We start from the raw sequence: 24,034 nt of genomic DNA, 5'->3' as shown, positions 1-24,034 counted from the left end.
TCTTGCCAGTTTGAGAGCGTCTGTTGCCATGATGCGTGCAGGTCAGAATTGACCATAGGATTCCTCCTCGATTTAAAGAAAGGAATCAATGTGACAAATCCTGGGTTTATGGAACAGGTGCCGATTTATGGGCGCTTACGTTCAATGATTCCAAACACCAACGTAGGTGGTAATATCGCCACCATAAACGAGGTGTCTGATAACCAGAAAGCGACGTTCTTTTTCTCCTGAGTTCAAACAGGAAGCAGCCAGCTTGGGAGGCGGCCATTTTTGCTTGCATATTCCGGCCCATCATGAACACCCATTCCGGACGAACGTGAACACCAGTTCTGGTTTAACGTGAACAGCCATTCTGGTCGAAGATGAACACTTTTCCGGATTTTCCGGGATCGGTGTTCACGATGCCGGAATCAGCGTTCACATTCCCGGAAACGGTGTTCACGTTCGCCGGAATACGCATTGCTTACCTATGTAAGCAAAAAGTGGCCAAAATATGATGCGAAGAAACGCCAAGACTTCTATCCACTGAATCGGTGGATAAACCTGTGCATAACTATAATTTATACCGCCCAAAAGGTTGTCCACACAGCCCTCACCTCAAAGTGTTTACACTTTAGCCATGAACTTACGTTTCGGAGTTCTTCGTTTTGGGTTGATCGAAATATATACTTTTATCTCAGATACTTATAGGGCTCTTCCCTCTCACCCTAAGCGGCGATTCACCCGAGGTATTTAAGGACCAGCGATGTTTTGAAAGAGTTTCGCGGCGGTTCAGGGAGAGGTCCTAATGGCCGCGACCGGCGATGAAGGGTGTTGCGCTGCTTTGGCCAACCCCGAATCGCTTTTTCACCCGAGTAAACAGCCGATATTGGTGAGTCGCTTTGAGGCTGAGTTTCCTTTCTTTATGGCGCTGTGAATTAACGCTGAGTCCCCTATCAGCACAAGCTCCTTTGAAGGTCGAGTGATAGCAGTATAGATGAGGGATTGGTCCGTCATGCGTGATGCATATTTTGGGAGTAGCAGAATGCACTTGGGCCACTGCGATCCCTGTGACTTATGGATCGTTATGGCATACCCAAGCTCAATGTTGGTGATGGTTTCGTCGGTGATCTCGACGAGCTTCCCGTCTATGTTCATGACACCGTAAACGCCTTCTTGAGGGGCTGTATAAACGTCCGTAATCTCGCCCAGGTCACCATTGCGAATATCGGCTTCATAGTCGTTCCGGATAACCATGATGCGGTCACCTAGTCTGATCTTTGTCCCGCTGCTCGTTATCCAAGGTATCCATTCCGCTCCAGGGTCGTTGTAGCAGAGTTCTTGGGGTTGGAATTCGTCATACTGAGCTTGGATGAGCTTGTTGACTTCGGTAACACCAAGAGGTCCCTTGCGGATTGGCGTCAGTACAACACAGTCGGCTGGATTGTTGGTTTTAAGGTACTCTTTTAGCAGGGATTCGTGACTAAACTCGGGAAGATAGCGTGTATCGCCACATGCACTGTTCAGTAATGTCCTGTCCATCTCTCCTTTTCGCACGGCAGTCGCCAACTGGTGAATACCACTCTGTTTACCTTGCCGCTTCACCTCCGTCAGCTCGAAGACGGGAAGCCCGCTGTCCATCGCCGCATGGAAGATTAGCCCACCACCAACTGGAGGCAGCTGGGAGACATCACCAAGCAGAATGATACGCGCGGCGTAGGGGAGAATTCCTACGATCTTATACGCCGAGACCAGATCCACCATCGAGGCTTCATCAATTATTAGTAGAACATGCTCTCCAGCATCGGGTTTTCCATCTCCCAGGTGATCAGAGATGAACCTGGCAATTGTTTGTGCCTTTCGGCCAGTGCTCTCAGCCATGCGTTGAGCAGCCCGACCTGATAGTGCTACTTGATACTTTGCAAGACCTGAAGACAGTTGGTCGTAGACCGCGAGTATCGCTAACAGGATGGTGGTTTTACCCGTGCCAGCGCCACCTGAGACTATGGATACAGGCGATTTCACAGCGCCTATAACGGCCGTGCGTTGCTCAGCAGTCATGCGAAATGACAGCGAATCCTCAAACGAATTCAGGGCTTCTTCAATTCGGTCATCGGTAAGGTCTTTCTCCCAGGCTGCCAGCAACGAGCCAGAACCTTTTGGCCGCTCATTGCATTTGGTCAGAAGGCGACCTACGGTTCGCTCCTGTATTGCAGCCCCAAGGCTCTGATAGCCATTCCCGACTTTCAGAAGTGCGCCATGCTTCAACGCAGCATCTGTAATGCCCTCTGGGTTGAGGTCGATCGTTTTGCAGATGGCTGCCGAACCGGAAACGATATCTTCCTCAGGGACGACCGTAGAGCCTGTCTCGAAACAGAATCGGGCAGCTACTTGCTCAGCAACAGCGCTCAGCACACGACTCTCTCGCACGTCCAGCTTGGTGCGTTTGATAATATTCAGCGTGTCTTTAAATGACACGCCAAAGGCCGTGAGGATCAAAGGATCTTCGGAGATTGTTCGGACGGGATCGTCATAGACTCTTGCCAAGCTCTGAGCGAGCGAGAGGGGGAGCTTAGAGTTTTGCAGCCACTCCAGGGCTGCGTAGAAGCTCTCTGACGGCCACTTTTCGATAATTGCTCGTGCAGATTCCTCTGAAACCCCTGCCACGCTTGAGAGGGCTTTCACGTCCTTCTGACGCACTCTCTGGTCAAGATCAGGAAAGTGGCGTATCAAGCGTTTGGCCTTCACCTCTCCGACGCCCTCGATGTTCGCGCCGATCCAGCGGGCCAAGAGTTCACCGGAGGGGCGCAGGAACTGCGATTTCTTCACCTTCATGTAGCGCTCGGTGATCTCGAAGTTCCCCGCTTTGAAACTGTGGGATTTGGTGATGCCGTCCACATTCCAAACGGTTCCGACTTCGGCAGCCTCCATCACTTTCTTAGGGAAGGTAAGGCACAGCGTATGCTTATGTCTGATCACCGAGCCGTCTTCGGCCACCTCCCAAGCGGTGCGGACTCCCGACTTACGTATTTTCGCGATCTGAACCTTAATCATCGCGGTTGGTAACCCGTTTCCAGAAGTACCTCTTTCATTGCCGCATACTTCTCGTTTTCACGTTTCAGTTGAGCGTTCTCCGCCTTGAGTTTAACGATCTGGTCCATCAGCTTGCTGACTTCCGCGTTGGTCACCGCAGCCTTCTTCTCCGAACGCTCACGGGCCGCTTTGTGAGCTTTCGTGTCGGTCTCTTTTTCCCCGTACCAGCGTGCGTCGGCATCCTCAATGAGCTTCCTGATCTCTCCATTTGAACCAAAGGTGGATCGGGAGATATTCAGCTCCGCAAAGAGCGCCGAACGATTCACAATGCCGCGTCGCTCGTACTCGCCATAGTCCTGTTGGGCGTCGCGCTCAGCGATCCACTGCTTAACAGCTTCCAGGTTCTCTTGCCCCTTCGCCTGCCCATTACTCATCAACTTCCCCCAATATCTTTTTGAGCCCCGTCAGGAAGCCGCGAGGTAAGATTTCCATACCGTACTCATCCTTCACCTGACCCAGAGCATTTGCCTGAAATTCCAGTCTCTCCAGCCACTCTTCGGTGCAGACCGTCCGCAGGGCTTTGATCTCGTTGTCAGAGCATATCCCCTTCAGCGATGGCAGCAGCTCCACCCTAGCTTTGGATTGGGGCTCAGTGAAAGCCGTGGGTCGTTTATCAATGATTATTTTTGTATGATTTTTGAGCATGTTGGCTTCGCTTTTGTAGCGATCCCGCTCACGAATGATCTGGCCGAAAAGGGCACGCACAGCTGTATCGTCAATACGTTCCAATAGTTGATAATCTCGGCCGTTTTGCTTGCCTGTGCTTTTTGGGGGTTTTTTGGTTGTTGTTCGAGCCTTGGAAGCCCAGGCTTCGATCAGGTCACGGTAGTGCTTGTTCGCGGTGGCCCGGATAGATTCATAGCCAATACCACCGCTTTCTTGGGACACACGACCAATTTTGGTGATAGAAAAGTCTCTGGCACCTGATTTGTAATAATTCGCGATCGCCTGATTGAGCTTATCCAGCGAAGCTTTAGTTCTTTCCGTTTTGCCATCCTTGAGTGCTTCCAGAACGGCATCGATATCAATGGTCATTCGAAAATCTCCACTGATGGAATTCGCTTCATGGAGCCCGATGACAGCGAGATCGGTGTAATATTTTTCACTGCATCAAATCCGGATTTCAGCAAACCGGCATCGGTTAGGTACTCTTCCGCCTCAATGTAATTTGCGGCGACCCGATAGCCCTCCAGCTTGTCATTAGGGTCAGCAATCTGGGCCATTTTTCGCATGATTGCATTGCCCGCGAGCAGCTGGGTGTGTTCGTCCATTTCAAGAAACAGAGGCCGGTAGCCTGAGCGGGCCATCATCCGACTCAGCGCATTGGTGCGCTTGGCAATAGCAGGCGTTTTGCGAAGGTCATCGTGCAGATCTGGGTAAAACTCAGCATCGTCACACAGTAAGGATAGATGAAGTAATTCTGAGTCTGTTTCGATGAACTTCATGCTGACGCTTAGATCATCTGATGAGCCAACAGCGATAAATTTCTGTCCTTCATCCGCGCCGTCCCGTTGATTTTCTATTTCAATGACCCGGTTGATGAGGTTAAAGATCGCAATATAGTCCTTGGCATACTCATCTGCCTCAACCCGCTGCTTCTCATAACGACGTTCAAGGACTTGAAGCTCGTTATGCTTTAAAAACACTTCACCCGCTTCCTCGGCCATGAATAATTCATCTTTGAGAGTTTCCAACTGGAACTCTATTTCAGTGGCTAACTCAGCCGCTTGATGGGCTTTGTAGCTAATCTGGTTAAATGTTGAGTTGAGTGATGGAAGATAGGTTGCATCAGTGGCATGCCATCGGCAGCGAGGGCAATTTTCAGGCCCGTGCGGCACGGGACCGTAGACCCGTTGCGTTGCTGCTTGAGCGTCTTTGAGGATTGGCCCGCCATTCCAGCAGCCACCAACAGCGAGATTTTCGTCAGTGCGGACTGAATTGCCCCCAACCAAACACACGCCTGTCGAGCGTTCTTCCCATCCGATGGGATTGCGATTACTGATAGCTGCCTCAATTGAATTGTAGATATCAGGCTGGTAGGCAACCCGTAGTTTAATTTGACTCATCTCGGCGTCAACAAGAAAGTTTTTTAGGGATTCTTCTTCCTTGTCGTTCAGAGACAGATGAGCTTCCCGCATTTTCGTAGCCATAACAGATGGAGTAATCTTGTTATAGTAAATCGTCATCAGAAGACGCGTATGTCCTGCCAAAAGTTTTGAGATCACTGGTAAAGGCAGTTCTGTATCCATCGTGTAACTGGTAATTAGTGATACCCGCAAACTATGGAGAGGAAATTCTGTTGCCGTTCTGTTTTTCTCCTGACGTACCTTGTCATAATCCTTTGTAAACCGAAGGCGCTCGCCGTTAGCGAGAGTCTGACCCGATGCGAATACATCATCTTCCAGTTTGGCGAGTAGCCGATACCATGGGTTTGTTATCCTGATAACATCTGCAGGAAAATGTGACCCCCTTATACGGAACAAAAAAGCGAACTCACCCATTTCCCGCAATGCCTTTTTAGATTTTTTTTGCCGCCTGTGTGTATGGGTCTGAGTTCAGTGCCTTTGGTTAGTTGATTGATAGCGTTATATTTTTCCTGCCAGTTCCGGAGCTTTTCCAGCCAATACAGAAGTTCTTCATGCTGCCAAGGAATAGTGTAACCGCGTTGATTCTCCTCGTTTTTGTTCTGATCGGCGGTCTTGTTGGTGCTGATATAGAGCCCTGTCGAATAACGCTCTGTCATTGAGTCATAGATTCGCCGGAATACGCCCTTTCCATACGGACGTTTGGGCGTTCCATATTTAACCCGGATGTTTCATAAACGCTCCAAATTGCCACCCAATCCTGCAGCCGAAACGTCCATCTAACCCGAACATGAGATCTGTTCTTATTAACTGGCCGGAGTTCGCCTCCGAGCAGACAAATCACCCGCTCCAATCGATTACTATTTGAACATTTCCGGCGCCCAGGCGCGCGAAAGCCTCCTGAGACCGGGATAGCGGTGAGCGCCGACATCGGCTCAGCTGGTGTTTAACTTGGGCCGAGGCAGGCGATATAACCGTTCGGTGACCGTGTGCAGGAGGGCCTTGACCGGGCAGCTACTTGGCAGGTGGAGCTTGATGCGGTCTTTGTACTGCACGACCCGCACAGCCAGTTTGAACAGTTTGATGATGACCGTCGAGGGCTGGGCCCGGGACAGTTCAGTGCCTTGCAACAGTTCGGCGCGCAAGGCGTGATGCAGCACATAGGCGGCGCAGGAGAAAAACAGGCGCATGTGGTTAGCCGTAAAGCGGCAATCCGAGGTGCGGTCGCTGGCCAGATCGTTTTTCATCATCTTGATGAAATTCTCGTCCTGGCCCCGGGCGCAATACAGCTCGGCGTACAGCATCTCCGGGGCCGGCTCCTCCAGGGAGGTGACAACAAAGCGGGGGTTATCGCCGAGTCCCATGACTTCGGCTTTCAGGACGGTGCGAAAGGCCTGCGGCCAGGAGCGGGCCTGATAGTCGATCTCGTGGAAGGTGCGCGAGCGTTGCGGCGGCTCCTGTTCGGCGAGGCGGGCGTTGTGGCAGCAGGTATCGTGCAACCGCCGGGTGGATTGCAGATGTGGCTCGGCCAGTTTTTTCAGGCGGCTGTTGCCGACCAGGCCGAACAGAAAATCAGTGTACGGATCGTCGAGCGCCAACTGCATCAATTCCACGTTGGCAAAATGAGCGTCACCACGCAGCAGGATGCGGGTCTGGGGCCAGTGCTGGCGCAGCCGCTTGAGCACCCGCTTGAGGATCATCGCGTTCTCTGCCCCCTTCGGGCGTTTGCCGGGGCGCAGGGCGGCGGTGATGAACTTGCCCGACAGGCCCTCGAACAGAAACAGCGGCAGGTAGCAGTGACTCTGGTAATGATGATTGTAAAACGCCAGCTCCTGTTGTCCATGGGTCTGGTCTTCGGAATGATCCATGTCGAGCACGATCATCTTTGGAGGTTTGGCGTAGCTGGCGACAAACTGTTCCACAAAGGCCTGGGCCAGGCGGTAAAGGTCGCGATTGTTAGCGGCATTTTCCAGGCGCGAGAAGGTCGGAGCGCTGGCCAGATCCTGCTCAGTCTCAAGCGGCTTGCGCTCGGCGCCGAGCTTGAACATCGGGTCACGGCGCAGGGTGTTGGCGTCGTTGGCATCGGCGTAGCCACAGGCGATCTGGAAGATCCGCTGAGTCAATAGATCACAAAGCGAGTGGTCGATATAGGAGGCATGGCGGCGGTCGTTGATGGCCTGGCTCAACCGATGGATCAGGCCAATCTGTTGGTCGACACCTCGCAGCAGCAGGGGCCCAAAGTCGGATGACAATGCCCCGCCCTCAAAATCAGCTCGTACGGTAAAGCCGGCAAAGGGAGGAAAGCGCAGTTGAGTTGGGATAGAATCAGACATGGGCGAACCTTGTTTAGCTTCTTCCGAAGCGTTATTGGCGTAACTCCCATTATATCAATGGGTTGAGCAAGGTTCGCCTTTTTTTATGAATAATTCGGGATAGAGACAGTTTGTGCCCAGTGGTGGAGCCAGGTCTCACTTCGTGACTTTCAAGCCCCGCCGATTCAAGTATAATTTTGACTCCCGAAAACAGGCCGTTTTCGGGCAAGGAAGAAACCATCAAAGGAACTGATATGAAAACCTTCAACACGCTGCGTGTGATCTTTGCACTCGTGGGTACCGGCATGCTTGTCGGCGCCTTCTTTTCTTTCCAGAGCACCTCAACCTTTCTTGATACCGCAACAGCCAAGCCCGGTGTTGTGACAGACCTGATCCGCTCGCGGTCCGGTGATTCAAATGCCTATTATCCCATCGTCCGCTTTGAAGACGAGCAGGGCAGGCTCACAGAGTTCCGTTCTTCAAGTGGCAGTAATCCTCCAAGTTACAGTCCCGGTGAGACGGTTCGTGTGCTGTTTACGCCCGACGAGCCTGAGTCTGCAAGGATTGACGGATTCTTTTCGCTTTGGGGTGCAACCCTGATCGTAGGCTTCTTGGGTGGCGTTTTCTTCCTGATTGGGGCCGGCATGTTTGTTGTACCGGCTGTCAGAAATGGTGGCGCGGCAAAGCTTCGCGAAACCGGACAGCGGGTTCAGGGCATCTTTCAGGGTGTCGAAAAGAACAAGATGATAGAGATGAACGGCAAAAGCCCCTATCAGATCGTTTGTCAGTGGCAGAATCCGGTCACTTCCGATATTCATGTATTCAGGAGTGACAACCTCTGGTTTGACCCGTCGGAGCATATCCAGAGCGAATCCATACCCGTGTACATCAACCCGACCAACCCGAAGCGCTATTGGGTAGATACGTCCTTTTTGCCGAAGATGGCGGCCTGATTCGGCTCTGAGCCCCCATGTAAGTGAACCCCACGTAGCCTCTCCCGGGTGCACCCTGGCACTGGTGAGGGTAGACTGACCGTTTTGAATGCCGGCCCGGCTTTTTCCGGGCCGGATTTTTCTCAAGGTCTGCAGGGTTCATCATGGACGACCATTCCACAAACACCGACTCGGCGGGCGAAAGCAGGCGCCCGCTGATTTCATCGGATCTTGCCACGCCAATCTACGGGCTGTTCGGCCTGGGTACTCTGTACACCCTGTACCTGGCCCATGAGATTGTTATGCCCATCATTCTCGCGTTAATGACGAGCCTGTTGTTGTCGCCACTGGTGAAGAAGGCCTACGTCAAATGGCGGATTCCGCGGGTGGTCAGCTCGCTGGTTCTGGTCTTGCTGGTACTGGCCGGGATTGTCGGTATTGCCGTTGCTGTCGCGACCCCGGCGCTGAAGTGGATGGAAGAGGTGCCGCAGGGTATCTCCAGGCTGCTGGTAGGCGAGAGCGAGATAAGTCGCCAGATTGCCAGGGTGACGGAATCAGCGAAGCAGGTTGAGAAATCCGTGGAGGAGCTTTCCGAGACAGAACAACAACAGCCAACGGCGGTTGTTCTGCAAACGGACTCCTGGCGCAGCCAACTGATGGCCAAAGTCCGGAACGGCATCGCGGGCCTCGCGCTGGCACTGGCACTGACCTATTTCCTTCTGGTCAGCGGTAACCGCCTGACCAGAAACTTTGTTCGTCAGCTCCCCATTGATCAGCGCAAAACGGTTTTACGGATCACTCATGATTCGCAGCATCAGATTGCCCGCTACCTGGGCGTTCTGGGATTGAGCAATCTGGCCGTTGGCACTATCACTGGTCTTATATCCTGGGGCGCCGGCTTGCCGGATCCGGCGGTCTGGGGGCTGGTGGCAGGGTTGGCCCGGTTTATTCCCTATCTGGGCAATATTCTCTCGATTTCGATGCTGACAATCGTATCAGCCGTCAGCCTGGATGAACTCTGGATGATGGCGATCGCGCCCCTGGGTTTCCTGGGGCTGACAACCCTTGTGGGTCTGTTTATCGAGCCCTGGATCCATGGCTTCCGCATGGCCATCAATCCGGTGATTATCTTCGTCTCGATCTTCTTCTGGGGCTGGCTATGGGGGCCAGTGGGCGTGCTTCTGGCGGTGCCATTGATGACGGTTATCCAGGTGGTCCTCAAGCAGATTCCCAAGCTGCGCCCGGTCTACAAGGTTATTGCGCGATAGCGGGAATAATGGATACCCGCAACACGCACTGACACACCCCGGAAACTCACCTATCCTCTCTGGATACCCGAAATTCAGCAGACAGGGAGGATCGCCCGCCCATGATCCCGACTACCATGAAAGCCATGGTTCTTACCGGTCACGGTGATATCGACAAACTCGAGTATCAGGATGTCCCCGTTCCCACCCCCGGGCCCGGCCAGGTGCTTGTTCAGGTGACGGCAACGGCTAAGAACAATACCGACCGGAAGGCCCGGGAAGGGCTGTATCCCACCAAAAAGGGTGAAATGACCTCGTTCCAGATGGGCGGCAAACCCACGCTGGTTTTTCCACGGATACAGGGTGCGGATATTGCCGGGCGTATTGTGGCCGTTGGCGAAGGTGTTGATGAGGCCCGGGTCGGCGAACGGGGTCTGCTGGACTTCAACATCTACGCCAATGATCGTCGGGATATCAATCTCACGCCCGATTACTACGGCCACGGCGCCGATGGCGGGTACGCGGAATACGCTGCACTGCCTGCGGACCAGTTTCATCACATACCCAACCCCGAAATGGCGGATGCCGAAGTCGCGTCCATGGGTATGTGTTCCTATCAGACTGCCATGCACATGCTCACGTCGGCCAACATCAGGGCCGGCGAACGGGTACTGGTAACCGGCGCCAGTGGTGGTGTGGGCACCGCACTGATCCAGCTGTGCCGGATTATGGGAGCAATTCCGTACGCCCTGAGCAAACAGGACAAGGCCGGACCGTTGCTGGAACTGGGTGCCGAGGCGGTGCTGGATCGCTCCGATATGGCTACGTTCGTGGAGCGAGTGAAAGCGCAAACCGGCGGCAAACCCATTGATGCGGTGATGGATCTGGTTGGCGGTGAAATGACCGATGCGTTCATCGATACCATGATTTTCGATATGAATGCCCGCAGCACCTACCCGCGCCTGAGCATTGCCGGCGCCAGCGGCGGCAACATCAGCGAAATCCTGTGGACCCGTATCTACCTCTATCAGGTGCAGATTCTCGGCGTGTCCCATGGTACCCGGGAGGAAGCGGAACAGCTGATGGCCTGGATTCGCAACGGCCACCTGAAACCGGTTCTGCACGGCGCTTTCCGGCTCTCTGATCTGCACCGGGCAGAGCAGTACTTCGTGAACCGGGGTAGCACTTATCTCGGCAAGATCGTGATTGTTCCCGACTCACAGTGGGAAGAACACGGCAAACGCTGGTCACTGGAGAGCGCCTGATGAAGCCGGAACTGACCATTGAACTGATGGATACCCATGCCGGCGGTGATGTCAGCCGTATCGTGACCGGTGGTATTGATCGGCTGCCCGGCGATACTGTTCGGGCGCAGATGGAATACCTGCGCGACGATGCCGATGGCCTGCGCCGGCTGCTGCTGGAAGAGCCCTATGGCGTGCCGGAAATGTCAGTGGATCTGCTGGTGCCGCCGACGGACCCGAGGGCGGCGGCCGGCTACATCATCATGGAGGTGATGGGCTACCCGATCTACTCCGGCTCAAACACCATTTGCACCGCCACCGCCGTGCTCGAATCGGGCATTGTGCCGAAACAGGAAGGGAAACAGAATTTCGTCCTGGAGTCGCCCGCCGGCCTGGTTCAGATCGAGGCGACCGTGCATGACGGCCTGGTGGAAACGATCACCTGTGAAGGCCTGCCCAGTTATATCCATACCTACCAGGCCACCATTGATGTGCCTTCGCTGGGTGGGATTACCTACAGCGTGGCCTACAGCGGCGGGTTCTACGCGCTGGTCGATGCCGCCAGCCTGGGTTTTGATCTGACCCTGGATGAGGAACGCAAGCTGGCGGAAACCGCCCACGCCATCGTCGAGGCCATTCAGGCCGAGCGTGGCTTTTCCCATTACACCCTTGGCGATGTCGGCCCGCTGCCGTTCCTGCACTTCATGGGGCCTGTGGAGCATCTAGCTGAAGGTTATTACCGTTCCCGTTCCGCTACCTACGTGCATCCGGGCGTGATATGCCGGAGCACGACCGGCACCGGCACCTCGGCGCGGCTGGCGCTGATGAATTACGAAGGCAGCATAAAGCCGGGCGACAAGCTGGAAACCATATCCCTGAGGGAGACCGGTTTTATCGGCGAATTTACCTCGGTTGAGGAAGAGGGCGAATACCAGGTGATCAAGAACAGCATCACTGGCAAGGGCTATGTCATTGCCCGCTCAGACATCGTTGTGAACTGCGATGATCCTATGGTGGAGTGTGGGGCCCTGCACCATATTCTTTCCAGCCGCCACTCCGGAGATATCACCCCGAAATCCTGATCTCCTCACTGGGCGCGGCCTGCCGGCTGCGCCGGTTTATCTCCTCATAAAGCGCCCCGATTTTCTTCCTACTTGGTCTAAAGTTTACCTTTACGTAAAGTGAAGCCTGTGCTAAACCTTGACCCGTGCTTTCGATGATAAAAACAACAGGAGTTGAGAATGAGCCTTCCGGAATACACTGACGTTTACAACAACTTCGATCCTGCTGCCCTGGAAGCGGACATCCTGGATGGACGTCTGGATAGCGGGCTCAACGTATGCCACGAAATCTGCGACAAGTGGGCGGGCGACCCCAGCCGGGTCGCCCTTTACTACGAAAAAGAGGATGGCGGTGACGGTGTTCTGACCTTTGCCGAGCTGAAAGAGCAGTCCGCCCGATTTGCCAATTACCTGGCATCCCAAGGCATTGGCAAGGGTGACCGGGTGGCTGCACTCCTGCCGCGTACACCGGAGCTGCTGATCGTCATCGCGGGCACCCTGCGCGCCGGTGCTGTCTATCAACCCCTGTTCACTGCCTTTGGGTCCGGGGCTATTGAATACCGTTTTGAGCGGGCCGGCACCAGGCTGGTGGTGACCAACCCGGAAAACTACCCCAAGCTGAATGACGTCAAGGTGTGTCCGCCGGTACTCGCAGTGAACGCCGGTGAGATTGACGCTGAAGTCCCCGATTTCGAGGAAACCCTGGCGGCGCAGTCCAGTGAGTTTGAGCCGGTCATGGTTAAAGGCGACGACCCGTTCCTGCAGATGTTTACGTCTGGAACGGTGGGCAAGTCCAAGGGCGTTGCCGTCCCGGCCAAAGCGCTGCTGGCGTTTTATGTCTATATGAAGTATGCCATCGATCTGCGTGACGACGACAGGTTCTGGAATGTGGCCGATCCCGGCTGGGCCTACGGCCTTTATTACGCCGTGGTGGGCCCCCTGTTGATGGGGCACGCTACCCATTTCAACCCGGGGGGCTTCACGCCGGAATCCACCTACGACATGATCCGGAAGTACAAGATCACCAACCTGGCCGCGGCGCCTACGGCCTATCGTCTGCTCAAGGCCAACGATCATGTGCTGCCAGAAGGTGAGAACCTGGGTCTGCGAATCGCCAGCAGTGCCGGTGAGCCCCTCAATCCGGAAGTGGTGAACTGGATCCGCAATCGTCACTTCTGCCCGGTCAAGGATCACTACGGCCAGACCGAAACCGGTATGACCTGCTGTAACTTCCATGGCCTTGAGCATCCCGTTCGCGAGGGTTCAATGGGTTATGCCTCCCCGGGCCATAAAGTCGTCGCCCTGAACGAGAAGAACGAGGAAGTGGGCGCGGGCGAGGTTGGTCAACTGGCCGTGGACGTGAAAGCTTCGCCCCTGTTCCACTTTGACGGTTACACCTGGGGTGAAAAAGACCCGTTCGTGGAAGGCTACTATCTCACCGGTGACATGGTGGTCTGCCACGGCGATGGGTGCTTCTCCTTCAGCGGTCGGGACGACGACATCATCACCACCGCCGGCTACCGCGTCGGCCCCGCGGATGTGGAGAGCACGTTGCTGGAGCATGCCGCCGTGGCGGAGTCCGGCGTAGTCGGGAAGCCGGATGAAAAGCGCGGCTCCATCATCAAGGCCTATGTGGTGATCAAGAGCGATCAGGAACCGGCGGATGAGCAGGCCCTGAAAGACGAACTTCAGGAGTTGGTGCGCCGCCGGTTGTCCACCCACGCCTTCCCCCGGGAAATCGAGTTCGTTGATGAGCTGCCGAAGACGCCGAGCGGCAAGATTCAGCGCTTCGTCCTTCGTAATAAAGCCCAGGAAGAAGCCGGCGCATGATCATCACGTTTGAAGAGCTGCAGGCCTTCCTTGACGAGCAGTTTCCGCAGGGGGCCGCCTTCGGCACCCTGCAAAAGCTGGGGGACGGCTGGGCGGAAATGAAGCTGGAAGTGGATGAGGAGCATCTCAGGCCGGGGGGGACCGTCTCCGGGCCGGCCATGATGGGGCTGGCGGACGTCACCCTTTACGCGGCGCTGTTGAGCAGGATTGGCCTGGTGCCGCTGGCGGTTACCACCAACCTGAATATCAACTTCCTGCGCAAACCTGTGGCACACCAGCCGATCTGGGCCAGGGCGACAATGCTGAAGGTCGGCCGTACCATGGGGGTGGGTGAAGTGTTTGTCTACTCCGAAGGCGCAGAGGATCCGGTGGCCCACTCCACCCTGACCTATTCGATTCCTCCGAACCGGTAGCGCCATGCAGATAAGAGACATGATGGTGCCGGTGGGCGAGGGCGTTGAGCTGGAAGTCAGGCGGATCCAGCACCAGCAACAAAAAGGGCCGGTTCTGGTGTTTCTGCACGAATCCCTCGGCAGTATTGCCCTGTGGCGGAAGTTTCCGGAGAAGCTTGCTAGGGCGACAGGGTGGGATGCGCTGATCTACAACCGGCAGGGTTACGGGCAGTCAACCCGGGAAGTGCTGCCGCGCCCCTACGACTACCTCGAAGTCGCCGGCCATCGCTGGCTACCCCGGTTGCTGGACAGGCTTGAAATTCCGGAAGCCGTGCTGGTGGGGCATAGTGATGGTGGCTCGATTTCCCTGGTAGCCGCCGGCGCTTTGGGCAGACGCGTAAAGGCGCTTGTCACCATGGCGGCGCACACCTACGCCGACCACCTGACGCTCGCGGGTTTAGAGGAAATGGCCAGTCGTTACCGGGAAACCGATATTCGTGAACGCCTGGAGCGGTATCACGGCCATCGGACCGATGATCTGTTTAACGCCTGGCAGACCGTCTGGCGTGATGAGGGGTTCCATGCGGCGATGGATTTCGGTCACTGGCTGGCGGCTATCGAATGCCCGGCTATGATCATTCAGGGAGAGTGTGACGAATACGGCGTGCCCGAACAGGTGACTGACATCGTGGCTGGCATCGGTTCCAGCGCCAGGGAGGTTTTCCTGGAAGATGCCGGTCACTCGCCCCATCTCGAGCAGCAGGACCAGTTGGTGACCCTCATATGCGACTTTTTGCGTAGCGAGGTTGAACTGAAAAATCAGAATTAAGTGTTGACGTTTACGTATACGTCAATCTAATCTGTGATATAGATAACATGTACAACAATAACAAAGGTAAATTGGCTCATGAGTGAACAGTACGTGCTGGAGACCCGTAACCTTGTCAAGGAATTCAAGGGCTTTGTTGCGGTCGACGACGTGAATCTGAAGATTCAGAAAGGCCATATTCACGCCCTGATTGGCCCCAACGGCGCCGGCAAGACCACGGTCTTCAATCTGCTCACCAAGTTCCTGATTCCGACCCGGGGTCAGATCCTGTTCAAGGGGCAGGACATCACAGCCATGAAATCGGCTGCCATTGCCCGTAAGGGGATCGTCCGCTCATTCCAGATTTCCGCGGTGTTTCCTCACATGACGGCACTGGAGAATATCCGGGTTGCCCTGCAAACCGCGGAAAACAACTCCTACAGCTTCTGGAAGTCCGGCGCTTCACTGAACAAACTGAACCAGCGCTGCATGGAATTGCTCGATTCCGTCGGGCTTGTGGAGTTCGCCAACACCACAACGGTGGAACTGGCCTATGGCCGCAAGCGGGCGCTGGAGCTGGCCACCACCTTGGCCATGGAGCCCGAATTGCTGCTTCTTGACGAGCCTACCCAGGGCATGGGCGGCGAAGACGTAGACAGTGTGGTTGAACTGGTTCGCAAGGCAGCCAGGGGCCGCACGGTGCTGATGGTGGAACACAATCTCGGGGTGGTCAGCAAACTGTGCGACCGCATCACGGTGCTGGCCCAGGGGGCCGTCCTTACCGAGGGAGAGTACAGCGAAGTGTCTGCCGATCCCCGAGTGCGTGAAGTCTACATGGGCACCGCGAACGATAAAGCCTCGGCGGAGCGGGAGACATCAGAATGAGCAACCGTGCCGACAAAGAATACGAACAGCTGCGGGTTTCCGGTCTGCACGCTTTTTACGGTGAGTCGCATATCCTGCACGGCATCGATCTTGTGGTTCACCGCGGCGAGCTGGTCACCCTGCTCGGGCGCAACGGCGCCGGCCGCAGCACAACGCTCAAGGCCATCATGAACATGGTTGGCCGCCGCACCGGCTCCATCATGATCAACGGCGAAGAGACCATGTCTTGTGCGCCGCACCATATTGCAAGGTTGGGTGTCGGGTATTGCCCCGAACACCGGGGCATTTTTTCCGCACTCAACGTCCAGGAGAACCTGACCCTGCCGCCGGTAGTGCGCAGCGGCGGCATGGGCCTGGAAGAAATTTACAGCATGTTTCCCAACCTCTATGAGCGCCGCTTCAGCCAGGGCACGAAACTGTCTGGCGGTGAACAGCAAATGCTGGCCATGGCCCGCATCCTTCGGACCGGCGCCAATATGCTGCTGCTCGACGAAATCACCGAGGGGCTGGCACCGGTCATTGTTGAAAAGCTTGGCGAAGTGCTGATCAAGCTCAAGAACAAAGGCCTGACCATTGTGCTGGTGGAGCAGAATTTCCATTTCGCCGCGCCGCTGGCTGATCGCCACTACGTTGTGGAGCATGGCCAGATCGTGGAAGAGGTAAGCGCCGGCGAGCTTGAAGCCAAGCAGTCGCTGCTGAACGACTATTTGGGTGTGTAACACCGGATAGAAGAGAGCAACAACCAAAAAAAGCAACAACCCGAACAACCAACGCACGACAGTCGCGGAGATACAACAATGACAATGATGAAAAAGCTTCTGACATCAGCCGTTGCAACCGCCATGATGGTGGGTGGCGCCCAGGCGGCCATTTCTGACAACACCGTTAAAATCGGCTACCTGGCGGACATGTCCGGTACCTACCGGGATCTCGCTGGCCCCAACGGCATGAAGGCCCTGGAAATGGCCGTCGCCGATTTCGGCGGAAAAGTGAGCGGCGCCACTATCGAAGTTGTGAGCGCAGATGACCGCAACAGCGCGGATGTGGCCTCCAGCACAGTCCGCCGCTGGGTCGAAAATGACAAAGTCGATCTGGTCGCCGGCCTTGTGGCTTCCTCAGTCTCCATCGCGGTAAGCGATATCCTTGAAGAGAATGACAAGCTGGGTATCATTTCCGGCTCTGCGGCCTCCAGCATCACCAACGAGCATTGCACGCCAAACCATATCCACTATGTGTACGACACTTATCCGCTGGCTAATGGCACTGCCAGTGCAGTGGTAAAAGAAGGCGGTAAAACCTGGTACATCCTGACCGCGGATTACGCGTTTGGTCATGCCCTTGAAGCGGACGTAACCCGCGTTGTTGAGGCCAACGGTGGCGAAGTCATCGGTACCCTGCGGCATCCGTTCCCTACGCCTGATTTCTCCTCTTTCATCCTTCAGGCACAGGCTTCGGGTGCGGATGTCGTGGCGTTGGCCAATGCGGGTGCGGATACCACCAATGCCATCAACACCGCCAGTGAGTTTGGTGTAACCCAGTCAGGACAGACCCTTGCCGCTCTGCTGCTGTTCCTGACAGATGTGCACGCACTGGGCGTGGATGCAGCCCAGGGCATTCAGCTGACCACGGGCTGGTACTGGGATATGAACGATGAGACCCGCGCCTGGTCCGATCGTTTCGAGAAAGAAACCGGAGTACGTCCGACCATGGTTCACGCCGGTATCTACTCCAGCACCATGCAGTACCTGAAAGCCGTTGAAGCCACCGGTTCCGACGATGCCCAGACTGTACGCCAGAAAATGATGGATACACCGATCAACGACATGTTTGCCAAGAACGGCAAGATTCGTGTCGATGGCCGTATGGTGCACGACATGTACCTGGCAGAAGTCAAAACACCGGCTGAGTCCAAAGGGGAGTGGGATCTGTACAAGATTCTCCGCACTATCCCGGCTGACGAAGCCTATCGCCCGCTCTCCGAGAGCAAGTGCCCGCTGGTAACCAGCAAATAAAGAGAAGAGCGTAATCTTCGGGGTTCCCTCGCCTTCCGGTGGGGCAGCCCCGGGAACTCGCAACGATGGTTCCCGGTATCACGTTTGCGCTGCTTTTGGAGTGAGCAACATGTCCATGATTTTCGGTGTCCCCCTTGCCGTGCTGGCTGGTCAGCTTCTGATCGGGGTCATTAATGGCGCGTTTTATGCGCTCTTGAGCCTCGGCTTGGCAGTTATCTTTGGCCTGCTCAAGATAATTAACTTTGCCCATGGGGCAATGTACATGCTGGGCGCCATGTCCACCGTCATCCTCTTTGACGCTCTCGGCGTCAATTACTGGGTTGCGCTTTTCGTCGCGCCACTTCTGGTCGGAGCGGTCGGCGTACTGATCGAATATTTCCTGCTCCGGAGGATCGCCGGCCAGGACCATATCTACAGCCTTTTGCTCACCTTTGGCGTGGCTTTGCTGTTACAGGGTGTGCTTACGAACATCTACGGGGTATCCGGGCTCCGGTATTCCATGCCTGATATATTCCAGGGCGGAATGAAACTCGGATTCATGTTCCTTCCTTATTACCGGCTCTGGGTTATCGTGATCGCGTTGCTGGTCTGCTTTGGCACCTGGTTCATGATCGAAAAAACCAAGCTTGGTGCCTATCTGCGTGCCGGAACGGAAGACTCTCAATTGATGCAGGGGTTCGGCATCAACGTGCCCTTACTGATCAGCCTTACCTACGGCTTTGGCGTTATGCTCGCGGCGTTTGCGGGTGTCCTGGCTGCGCCAATCTATTCCGTTACGCCGGTGATGGGGTCTCACATCCTGATAACCGTCTTTGCCGTGGTGGTTATCGGTGGCATGGGCTCCATCGGTGGCGCGATTATCACCGGTATTCTCATGGGGGTGATTGAAGGCCTTACCAAAACCTTTTATCCGCCTGCTTCATCCGCGGTGATCTTCCTGGTCATGGTGATCGTTCTGATGTTCCGCCCCAGTGGCTTGTTTGGTAAGGAGGCGTAACCATGACTCAGCCTGTCAATCAGACCGAGATCCAAAAAGCCATTCTGGAACAGCAAAGCGCGGACAACCGGAAAAAAATGGTACTGAACGGTGTCCTGCTGCTGCTTTTGCTCGCAGCACCGTTCGCCATGTATCCGGTGTTCCTGATGAAGATCCTGTGTTTTGCCCTGTTTGCGGTGGCATTTAACCTGCTGTTCGGTTTTACCGGCCTGCTGTCCTTCGGCCACGCGGCTTTTCTTGCGACAGGCGGTTATACAACCGGCTATCTGCTGAGCAACGTTTCCGGCCTGACCACTGAAATGGGCATTATTGCAGGCACCGCTGCTGCCACATTGCTGGGGTTGGCGTTCGCACTGCTGTCCATCCGACGGCAGGGCATCTACTTTGCGATGGTTACCCTGGCGCTGTCGCAGTTGGTGTTCTTCTTCCTCGTCCAGTCGGAATTCACCGGCGGTGAAGACGGGATGCATGGTATTCCCAGGGGCAATCTGTTTGGTTTCGTCGACCTCTCGGACAACTACAACATGTATTATTTCGTGTTGGCGGTTTTCCTCGGTTGTTATCTCCTGGTCCAGCGGATTGTAAGCAGCCCTTACGGCCAGGTGTTAAAGGCGATCAAGCAGAATGAACCCCGGGCCATATCATTGGGCTACAACGTGAATCGCTACAAGGTGCTTGCCTTTGTCATCTCGGCGGCCCTGGCAGGACTTGCCGGTTCCCTGAAGTCAGTGGTTTTCCAACTGGCCTCCCTGAACGATGCGCACTGGCATATGTCGGGCGAAGTCATCCTGATGACCCTCGTGGGGGGCATGGGCACCCTTCTTGGACCTGTTGTGGGCGCAACCTTTGTGGTTAATATCGAGTACCAGCTCTCCCAGGGTCCGCTTCGGGATTGGGTAGATCCGATTCTCGGTGGCATCTTCGTGCTCACGGTACTGGCGTTCCGCAGCGGTATCGTTGGTGAGATCCAGAAGTTTGTGAGAAAGAATCTGGGGTAAGCGAACCTCAGTTCGGGAACCCAGAGAGGCCACCGATCCAGGTGGCCTCTCTGTTAAACACGAAGGCGTCCATGGCCAGAACGCCATGTTCGATACCGCCATCAATCAGGCCGCCCGAACTTCCGATGCCAGCTGCACCGGCCGCCACCAGCAGAGGCAGGAAATGCTCTTCTGTGGGGTGGGCACGCCGGGCGTGGGGAGCCAGTTTCAAGGTTTCAATCAGCTGTTGCTGATTGCCTTCCCGGATGTTTGCCCGCACCCAGTCCGTAAATTCCCGGGCGTAGTCTGACGCCTTCCGATCCCGCCAGCGAACTTCGTGCAGGTTATGGGTCAGGCTGCCGGATCCGACAATCAGTACCCCGTCATGCTCCAGGGGCTGCAGTGCCTCGCCCAGCTGCCACGCTGACTCGGAATCAAGATCCATTGGCATGGAAACCTGAAAGACCGGGACTGAAGCCTCCGGGAACAGGTGCATCAGGGGGACCCAGGCACCGTGATCCAGCCCCCGGCTGGCGTCAGCCACAGGTTTCCAGCCGGCCGCCTCCAGAAGCGCCAGGGCTTTGCCAGCCAAAGCCGGGTGGCCTGATACCGGATATTCCATCCGGTACAGCTCAGGCGGGAATCCGCTGAAATCGTGGATGGTTGCCGGTTTTTCCGAGAAGCCCACCCGGATTCCGGTGGTCATCCAGTGCGGTGAAACGACCAGCACGGCTTCGGGTTTTGGCAGGCGTCTACCCAGGTCGGTCAGTGCCGGGCCAGCCAGGCCCGGCTCCAATGCGAAGGTGGGTGCGCCGTGGGAGACAAACAGGCTCATGGTTGATTCTTCCTTGCTGAGCGTGGTTATTGGGCTGCGATAAGGCGGTCAACAGATGCCCGTCCGGCACCACTGAAAAACAGTGACACGGATACTGCCAGCAATGCCAGACCAAACTCGTAACCATTGTTGCTCATGAACAGCCCGTTGCCGATATGAACGCTGAAAATGGCAATCAGCATGGCGAAAGCCAGTACCGCGCTGGCGGGGCGAACCAGAAAGCCGATGATCAGTGCCAGACCGCCAAGGAATTCCGCACCACCGGCCAACAGGGCCATCAGGTAGCCCGGGCTCAGGCCGATGGAATCCATCCACTGCCCGGTACCTTCCAGGCCATAGCCGCCGAACCAGCCAAACAGTTTCTGGGCGCCGTGGGCGGCGAAAATAATCCCGACCGGAATGCGCAGGGCAAAAGCACCCCAGCCGGCCTGGGTAGACAGCAACGTGTTCAGGAATGCGTTGTTCATGATGAATCTCCTTGGGTGTGTTTGAGCATGTTGCTACTTTACAAATATCAAATAACGGGATAAACATGATTTATATAAACTAACTGTTCCGGAAAATGAAACAATGGATCGATTGCTGGAGATGCAGACCTTCTGCGCGGTGGTGGAGGCGGGCAGCTTCGTTGCCGCTTCGGATGCCCTGGGCATGTCCAGGGCGGCGGTGTCCCGCTATCTCGGTGAGCTGGAATCCCGGCTCGGGATAAGACTGTTGCACCGGACGACCCGGAGACTGTCACTGACGGGAGAGGGGGAAGTTTTCTATGTTCGCTGCCGGGAACTGCTCGCGGGCGTTGAGGAAGCCGAGGCGGAAATTACGTCCCGGAGCGATGTCGCCCGGGGTTTGTTAAGGATTAACGCACCGGTCAGTTTCGGAATCAGCCATCTGGCACCTTTGTGGGGCGAGTTTCACGCCCGTTATCCGGATGTGGCGCTCTCTATCGATCTGTCTGACCGGCTGGTGGACATTGTCGAAGAAGGCTTTGATCTGGCCATCCGTATTGCAACACTGCAAAACTCCACGCTGGTCAGCCGACGGATAACGTCCACCCGCCTGATCGCCTGTGCCTCCCCCGGTTATCTGTCGGCCCAGGGCACGCCCGAAGCGCCTGCGGATCTCGCCAGCCACCGGATCATCGGCTACAGCAACTTTACAACCGGCAACGACTGGCCGTTCGAAGGACCGGAGGGGGCGACCAGTGTGCGGGTCCGGCCGTGGATGCAGGCCAATAATGGCGAGACATGCTGCGCAGCTGCGGTGGCTGGGCAGGGCGTGGTGCTTCAACCGGGCTTTCTCGTACAGAAGGACCTTGAAGCCGGGCGACTGGTGGAGCTGATGCCAGAATATCGTTCCACCGAGCTCGGCGTGTACGCCGTTTACCCCACCCGCAAGTTCGTGACGCCCAAAGTCCGTGCGCTGGTTGATTACCTCGTATCGGCGTTTCCGGAGGCTCTGTGAGCTGATGCCTATGTTCCCAATTGTTTCCAATAAGGGCCGGAAGATCTCTGTTTAAAATTGTAAGCAGCCACCGGCACAGTCGCCGTCAGCCTTCCTGAGTGCCATCATTTTGTTCCCATAAAAAATGATATAAAACAAAATAGTAAAGCTAAATATACAGTCTCTGAGGGTGTAACGTTCGATCACAACGTGTATCCCTCCGTAAACGCCAATTTTCTGACGAATTTCGCCGGATAAACCCGGAACCAGGCCTCATCCAGTCGAAAAGTGTCGCTGTATGATTCCTTGGAATCGTCAACAAATTGGTGCAAGAAGATGTCATATTGCGGCAAAAAATTATCGAAGCACGGACTGCTGATCTTACCGGCTGTGGCTCTGCTTTCGGGCTGCGGTCTGGACATTTCTACCGATGACAGCAGCACAGCGGCACAAACCCGGAACACAAGTGAGCCGACGGTCCAGATCACCGGCGCGGCCATGAAGGGGGTTATCCAGCAAGGCCTTGTGGTTGCAAATCGTTTGGTAGCGGATAAAGAGGGCAATTATGCTCCACAACGTCAGGCGGCCACGCCTGTGCGGACGGCTGAAGACGGCAGTTACGAGTGGCAGCTTGGTGGCAAAGCGGAAGGCTGGGCCCTGGTAGAGCTCCAGTCCGATGGCAGCACCCGTATGGTCTGCGACGTTGTTCCCCAGTGTGATCAGGCCGGTTCGGCACCCATTGCTTTCGGCCAGCCAATGGCTCTGGACAGCAACTTCAGCCTTCGTGGAGCCGGTGGTCTAAGCATGGAAACCGTCAACCTGACTCCGTTGACGCACCTGGCCGTAACCCTGGCGGAACGCAGTGCCAACGGGCTTTCACCGAATGCGCTTTCTAGTGCCTACACAACGGTGGAAGCCTGGTTTGGTCTCCCGGCCGGCGCCCTCCGTCTCACCCCGCCGGATGTGACCCAGCTTGACGAAATGACCGGTGTTACCGCTGACGCCCTCCAGGTAGCTATCGCTAACGCCGCCTTCCTGGCTTTGGTAAACGATAATGCCCAGTGGAACTCGATTTCTGATGTACTGAACAATCTCACTTCTCAGGTCAGTGTCACGGGCCAGATCAGTGTGATGGGGGATGGTACCAATGTAGCGCTCGCTGACCTCGTTTCTGCCGCAGCATTACAGGCCTCCGAGCTCCAGGCAACCGTGGAATCAAGCGTCATCAGCCAGAAACTGGTGGTGGTTGAGTACCGCAACGTACAGCGTTTCAAAACCATTGCTGAAGTCTATGACGGCAGCGATACCAGTGTTGCCGACAGTGTTGCTGACAGTGGTGACACCACCACCGACACAACAAACGACAGTTCTGCAGGCACGGACCAGACGGCTGCAGATGGTGGGGATACGGCGGCTGATACCAGTACGGAAACCACAACGGATAACACTGAAGAGCATGTCGCCGGCACAACCGAACCGGATACCACTGTAGACGGCAGCACCGGTGATTCGGTTGCCGATACCGGAACCAGCGAGCCGCCGGCTACGGAAACGACGCCGGAAGAAACCATTCCGGCCAACGCAGCCCTGCTGAGCTGGACGGCACCGCTGACCCGCGAAAACGGTGACAGCCTGGCCATGGGTGAAATTGCCGGCTTTGAAGTTGTCTACGGTACCAGCGCCGAAAGCCTGGACCAGAGCCTTGCGATCGGTGATGCTTCCACCGATGAGCTGCTGGTGGACGAACTCACCGAAGGCACCTGGTACTTCGCCATCCGCACCCTGGACACTGATGGCAACCGCAGCCGGCTGTCCGAGGTTGTTTACAAGCAGATCTGATCCGGCATGAAATGCTGCGGTGTCCCGCTGGGGTCGCCGCAGCCAGACTGCTACTATGTATCAGTCC

The 24,034-nt window shown here is 55.8% G+C and carries 24 protein-coding genes; 15 read left to right on the top strand and 9 right to left on the bottom strand.

Translation table 11 applies throughout. The features are described from left to right. Positions 1-231, top strand: a 231-nt coding sequence (locus AC13C0_RS14315; RefSeq protein ID WP_482954628.1) for a hypothetical protein, incomplete at its 5' end; no start/stop codon positions are given. A 615-nt stretch (positions 232-846) separates the two neighbouring features. Here the strand turns inward: AC13C0_RS14315 and AC13C0_RS14310 are convergent. The 6 genes from AC13C0_RS14310 to AC13C0_RS14285 form a co-directional block, all read right to left on the bottom strand. Continuing rightward, on the bottom strand, positions 847-3,033 hold the full coding sequence (locus tag AC13C0_RS14310) for an AAA family ATPase (RefSeq protein ID WP_339753414.1): 2,187 nt from the start codon (positions 3,031-3,033) through the stop codon (positions 847-849). Continuing rightward, complete coding sequence (locus AC13C0_RS14305) at positions 3,030-3,446, bottom strand: hypothetical protein (protein ID WP_339753417.1); 417 nt, start codon at positions 3,444-3,446, stop codon at positions 3,030-3,032. Before AC13C0_RS14305 ends, AC13C0_RS14310 begins: the two co-directional genes overlap by 4 nt. Continuing rightward, positions 3,439-4,107, bottom strand: coding sequence for a gamma-mobile-trio protein GmtX (gmtX, locus tag AC13C0_RS14300; protein ID WP_339753420.1), 669 nt, complete (start codon positions 4,105-4,107; stop codon positions 3,439-3,441). Before gmtX ends, AC13C0_RS14305 begins: the two co-directional genes overlap by 8 nt. Beyond that, on the bottom strand, positions 4,104-5,573 hold the full coding sequence (locus AC13C0_RS14295) for a hypothetical protein (protein WP_482954627.1): 1,470 nt from the start codon (positions 5,571-5,573) through the stop codon (positions 4,104-4,106). The genes gmtX and AC13C0_RS14295 overlap by 4 nt, the downstream gene beginning before the upstream one ends. Continuing rightward, positions 5,543-5,815 (bottom strand): VPA1269 family protein, encoded by a 273-nt coding sequence (locus AC13C0_RS14290; RefSeq protein ID WP_482954626.1) that lies wholly within the window; start codon positions 5,813-5,815, stop codon positions 5,543-5,545. Before AC13C0_RS14290 ends, AC13C0_RS14295 begins: the two co-directional genes overlap by 31 nt. Before the next feature lie 276 nt (positions 5,816-6,091). After that, positions 6,092-7,489 (bottom strand): IS1380 family transposase, encoded by a 1,398-nt coding sequence (locus AC13C0_RS14285; RefSeq protein ID WP_482954625.1) that lies wholly within the window; start codon positions 7,487-7,489, stop codon positions 6,092-6,094. A gap of 233 nt (positions 7,490-7,722) precedes the next feature. On the opposite strand from AC13C0_RS14285, the gene AC13C0_RS14280 reads away from it, so the two are divergent. The 12 genes from AC13C0_RS14280 (at position 7,723) to AC13C0_RS14225 (ending at position 19,874) form a co-directional block, all read left to right on the top strand. Continuing rightward, entirely contained in the window at positions 7,723-8,421 is a 699-nt protein-coding gene (locus AC13C0_RS14280; RefSeq protein ID WP_117619893.1) for a DUF3592 domain-containing protein, read from the top strand. A gap of 143 nt (positions 8,422-8,564) precedes the next feature. Then, complete coding sequence (locus tag AC13C0_RS14275; protein WP_117619894.1) at positions 8,565-9,668, top strand: AI-2E family transporter; 1,104 nt, start codon at positions 8,565-8,567, stop codon at positions 9,666-9,668. A gap of 101 nt (positions 9,669-9,769) precedes the next feature. Next, positions 9,770-10,912, top strand: a complete 1,143-nt coding sequence (locus tag AC13C0_RS14270) for a zinc-binding dehydrogenase (RefSeq protein WP_117619895.1) — start codon at positions 9,770-9,772, stop codon at positions 10,910-10,912. Next, positions 10,912-11,973, top strand: a complete 1,062-nt coding sequence (locus tag AC13C0_RS14265; protein ID WP_117619896.1) for a proline racemase family protein — start codon at positions 10,912-10,914, stop codon at positions 11,971-11,973. The genes AC13C0_RS14270 and AC13C0_RS14265 overlap by 1 nt, the downstream gene beginning before the upstream one ends. 159 nt (positions 11,974-12,132) lie before the next feature. Further along, the gene (locus AC13C0_RS14260) at positions 12,133-13,782 is read left to right on the top strand and encodes an AMP-binding protein (RefSeq protein WP_117619897.1); all 1,650 of its coding nucleotides are present in this window, start codon (positions 12,133-12,135) and stop codon (positions 13,780-13,782) included. Next, on the top strand, positions 13,779-14,195 hold the full coding sequence (locus AC13C0_RS14255) for a PaaI family thioesterase (protein ID WP_117619898.1): 417 nt from the start codon (positions 13,779-13,781) through the stop codon (positions 14,193-14,195). The genes AC13C0_RS14260 and AC13C0_RS14255 overlap by 4 nt, the downstream gene beginning before the upstream one ends. Positions 14,196-14,199: 4 nt before the next feature. Continuing rightward, entirely contained in the window at positions 14,200-15,003 is an 804-nt protein-coding gene (locus AC13C0_RS14250; protein WP_117619899.1) for an alpha/beta fold hydrolase, read from the top strand. 78 nt (positions 15,004-15,081) lie between these two features. Continuing rightward, complete coding sequence (locus tag AC13C0_RS14245) at positions 15,082-15,867, top strand: ABC transporter ATP-binding protein (protein ID WP_117619900.1); 786 nt, start codon at positions 15,082-15,084, stop codon at positions 15,865-15,867. After that, positions 15,864-16,586 carry an ABC transporter ATP-binding protein gene (locus AC13C0_RS14240; protein ID WP_117619901.1) on the top strand — a complete coding sequence of 241 codons (723 nt, stop codon included), beginning with the start codon at positions 15,864-15,866 and terminating at the stop codon, positions 16,584-16,586. The genes AC13C0_RS14245 and AC13C0_RS14240 overlap by 4 nt, the downstream gene beginning before the upstream one ends. 78 nt (positions 16,587-16,664) lie before the next feature. Continuing rightward, positions 16,665-17,879 (top strand): ABC transporter substrate-binding protein, encoded by a 1,215-nt coding sequence (locus tag AC13C0_RS14235; RefSeq protein ID WP_117619902.1) that lies wholly within the window; start codon positions 16,665-16,667, stop codon positions 17,877-17,879. 109 nt (positions 17,880-17,988) lie between these two features. Continuing rightward, positions 17,989-18,876 carry a branched-chain amino acid ABC transporter permease gene (locus AC13C0_RS14230; RefSeq protein WP_117619903.1) on the top strand — a complete coding sequence of 296 codons (888 nt, stop codon included), beginning with the start codon at positions 17,989-17,991 and terminating at the stop codon, positions 18,874-18,876. A gap of 2 nt (positions 18,877-18,878) precedes the next feature. Beyond that, a complete protein-coding gene (locus AC13C0_RS14225) occupies positions 18,879-19,874 on the top strand; it encodes a branched-chain amino acid ABC transporter permease (protein WP_117619904.1) in 996 nt (331 codons plus the stop codon). A gap of 7 nt (positions 19,875-19,881) precedes the next feature. On the opposite strand, the gene AC13C0_RS14220 is transcribed toward AC13C0_RS14225, so the two are convergent. Then, complete coding sequence (locus tag AC13C0_RS14220; RefSeq protein WP_117619905.1) at positions 19,882-20,688, bottom strand: DODA-type extradiol aromatic ring-opening family dioxygenase; 807 nt, start codon at positions 20,686-20,688, stop codon at positions 19,882-19,884. Between the two features lie 26 nt (positions 20,689-20,714). Then, positions 20,715-21,155, bottom strand: coding sequence for a DoxX family protein (locus AC13C0_RS14215; protein ID WP_482954624.1), 441 nt, complete (start codon positions 21,153-21,155; stop codon positions 20,715-20,717). A 103-nt stretch (positions 21,156-21,258) separates the two neighbouring features. Here AC13C0_RS14215 and AC13C0_RS14210 point away from each other — a divergent pair, with 103 nt between their 5' ends. Next, on the top strand, positions 21,259-22,149 hold the full coding sequence (locus tag AC13C0_RS14210; RefSeq protein ID WP_482954623.1) for a LysR family transcriptional regulator: 891 nt from the start codon (positions 21,259-21,261) through the stop codon (positions 22,147-22,149). A 182-nt stretch (positions 22,150-22,331) separates the two neighbouring features. Here AC13C0_RS14210 and AC13C0_RS14205 read toward each other — a convergent pair whose 3' ends face one another. Then, positions 22,332-22,628, bottom strand: a complete 297-nt coding sequence (locus AC13C0_RS14205) for a hypothetical protein (RefSeq protein ID WP_482954622.1) — start codon at positions 22,626-22,628, stop codon at positions 22,332-22,334. On the opposite strand from AC13C0_RS14205, the gene AC13C0_RS14200 reads away from it, so the two are divergent. After that, positions 22,627-23,967: a hypothetical protein gene (locus AC13C0_RS14200; protein WP_482954621.1), complete on the top strand. Its 1,341-nt coding sequence runs from the start codon at positions 22,627-22,629 to the stop codon at positions 23,965-23,967. The genes AC13C0_RS14205 and AC13C0_RS14200 overlap by 2 nt on opposite strands. Positions 23,968-24,034 lie beyond the last annotated feature (67 nt).

Source organism: Marinobacter sp. B-21, from assembly GCF_056857895.1.
Note: the sequence above shows the minus strand (reverse complement) of the source record. Positions and strands in the feature narration are given on the sequence as shown.

What these genes read in the sequence shown, in the direction of transcription:
- AC13C0_RS14310 (WP_339753414.1), bottom strand. Translation starts at nt 3,033, where the DNA reads ATGATTAAGGTTCAGATCGCGAAAATACGTAAGTCGGGAGTCCGCACC.
- AC13C0_RS14305 (WP_339753417.1), bottom strand. Translation starts at nt 3,446, where the DNA reads ATGAGTAATGGGCAGGCGAAGGGGCAAGAGAACCTGGAAGCTGTTAAG.
- gmtX (WP_339753420.1), bottom strand. Translation starts at nt 4,107, where the DNA reads ATGACCATTGATATCGATGCCGTTCTGGAAGCACTCAAGGATGGCAAA.
- AC13C0_RS14295 (WP_482954627.1), bottom strand. Translation starts at nt 5,573, where the DNA reads ATGGGTGAGTTCGCTTTTTTGTTCCGTATAAGGGGGTCACATTTTCCT.
- AC13C0_RS14290 (WP_482954626.1), bottom strand. Translation starts at nt 5,815, where the DNA reads ATGACAGAGCGTTATTCGACAGGGCTCTATATCAGCACCAACAAGACC.
- AC13C0_RS14285 (WP_482954625.1), bottom strand. Translation starts at nt 7,489, where the DNA reads ATGTCTGATTCTATCCCAACTCAACTGCGCTTTCCTCCCTTTGCCGGC.
- AC13C0_RS14280 (WP_117619893.1), top strand. Translation starts at nt 7,723, where the DNA reads ATGAAAACCTTCAACACGCTGCGTGTGATCTTTGCACTCGTGGGTACC.
- AC13C0_RS14275 (WP_117619894.1), top strand. Translation starts at nt 8,565, where the DNA reads ATGGACGACCATTCCACAAACACCGACTCGGCGGGCGAAAGCAGGCGC.
- AC13C0_RS14270 (WP_117619895.1), top strand. Translation starts at nt 9,770, where the DNA reads ATGATCCCGACTACCATGAAAGCCATGGTTCTTACCGGTCACGGTGAT.
- AC13C0_RS14265 (WP_117619896.1), top strand. Translation starts at nt 10,912, where the DNA reads ATGAAGCCGGAACTGACCATTGAACTGATGGATACCCATGCCGGCGGT.
- AC13C0_RS14260 (WP_117619897.1), top strand. Translation starts at nt 12,133, where the DNA reads ATGAGCCTTCCGGAATACACTGACGTTTACAACAACTTCGATCCTGCT.
- AC13C0_RS14255 (WP_117619898.1), top strand. Translation starts at nt 13,779, where the DNA reads ATGATCATCACGTTTGAAGAGCTGCAGGCCTTCCTTGACGAGCAGTTT.
- AC13C0_RS14250 (WP_117619899.1), top strand. Translation starts at nt 14,200, where the DNA reads ATGCAGATAAGAGACATGATGGTGCCGGTGGGCGAGGGCGTTGAGCTG.
- AC13C0_RS14245 (WP_117619900.1), top strand. Translation starts at nt 15,082, where the DNA reads ATGAGTGAACAGTACGTGCTGGAGACCCGTAACCTTGTCAAGGAATTC.
- AC13C0_RS14240 (WP_117619901.1), top strand. Translation starts at nt 15,864, where the DNA reads ATGAGCAACCGTGCCGACAAAGAATACGAACAGCTGCGGGTTTCCGGT.
- AC13C0_RS14235 (WP_117619902.1), top strand. Translation starts at nt 16,665, where the DNA reads ATGACAATGATGAAAAAGCTTCTGACATCAGCCGTTGCAACCGCCATG.
- AC13C0_RS14230 (WP_117619903.1), top strand. Translation starts at nt 17,989, where the DNA reads ATGTCCATGATTTTCGGTGTCCCCCTTGCCGTGCTGGCTGGTCAGCTT.
- AC13C0_RS14225 (WP_117619904.1), top strand. Translation starts at nt 18,879, where the DNA reads ATGACTCAGCCTGTCAATCAGACCGAGATCCAAAAAGCCATTCTGGAA.
- AC13C0_RS14220 (WP_117619905.1), bottom strand. Translation starts at nt 20,688, where the DNA reads ATGAGCCTGTTTGTCTCCCACGGCGCACCCACCTTCGCATTGGAGCCG.
- AC13C0_RS14215 (WP_482954624.1), bottom strand. Translation starts at nt 21,155, where the DNA reads ATGAACAACGCATTCCTGAACACGTTGCTGTCTACCCAGGCCGGCTGG.
- AC13C0_RS14210 (WP_482954623.1), top strand. Translation starts at nt 21,259, where the DNA reads ATGGATCGATTGCTGGAGATGCAGACCTTCTGCGCGGTGGTGGAGGCG.
- AC13C0_RS14200 (WP_482954621.1), top strand. Translation starts at nt 22,627, where the DNA reads ATGAAGGGGGTTATCCAGCAAGGCCTTGTGGTTGCAAATCGTTTGGTA.
- AC13C0_RS14205 (WP_482954622.1), bottom strand. Translation starts at nt 22,628, where the DNA reads ATGGCCGCGCCGGTGATCTGGACCGTCGGCTCACTTGTGTTCCGGGTT.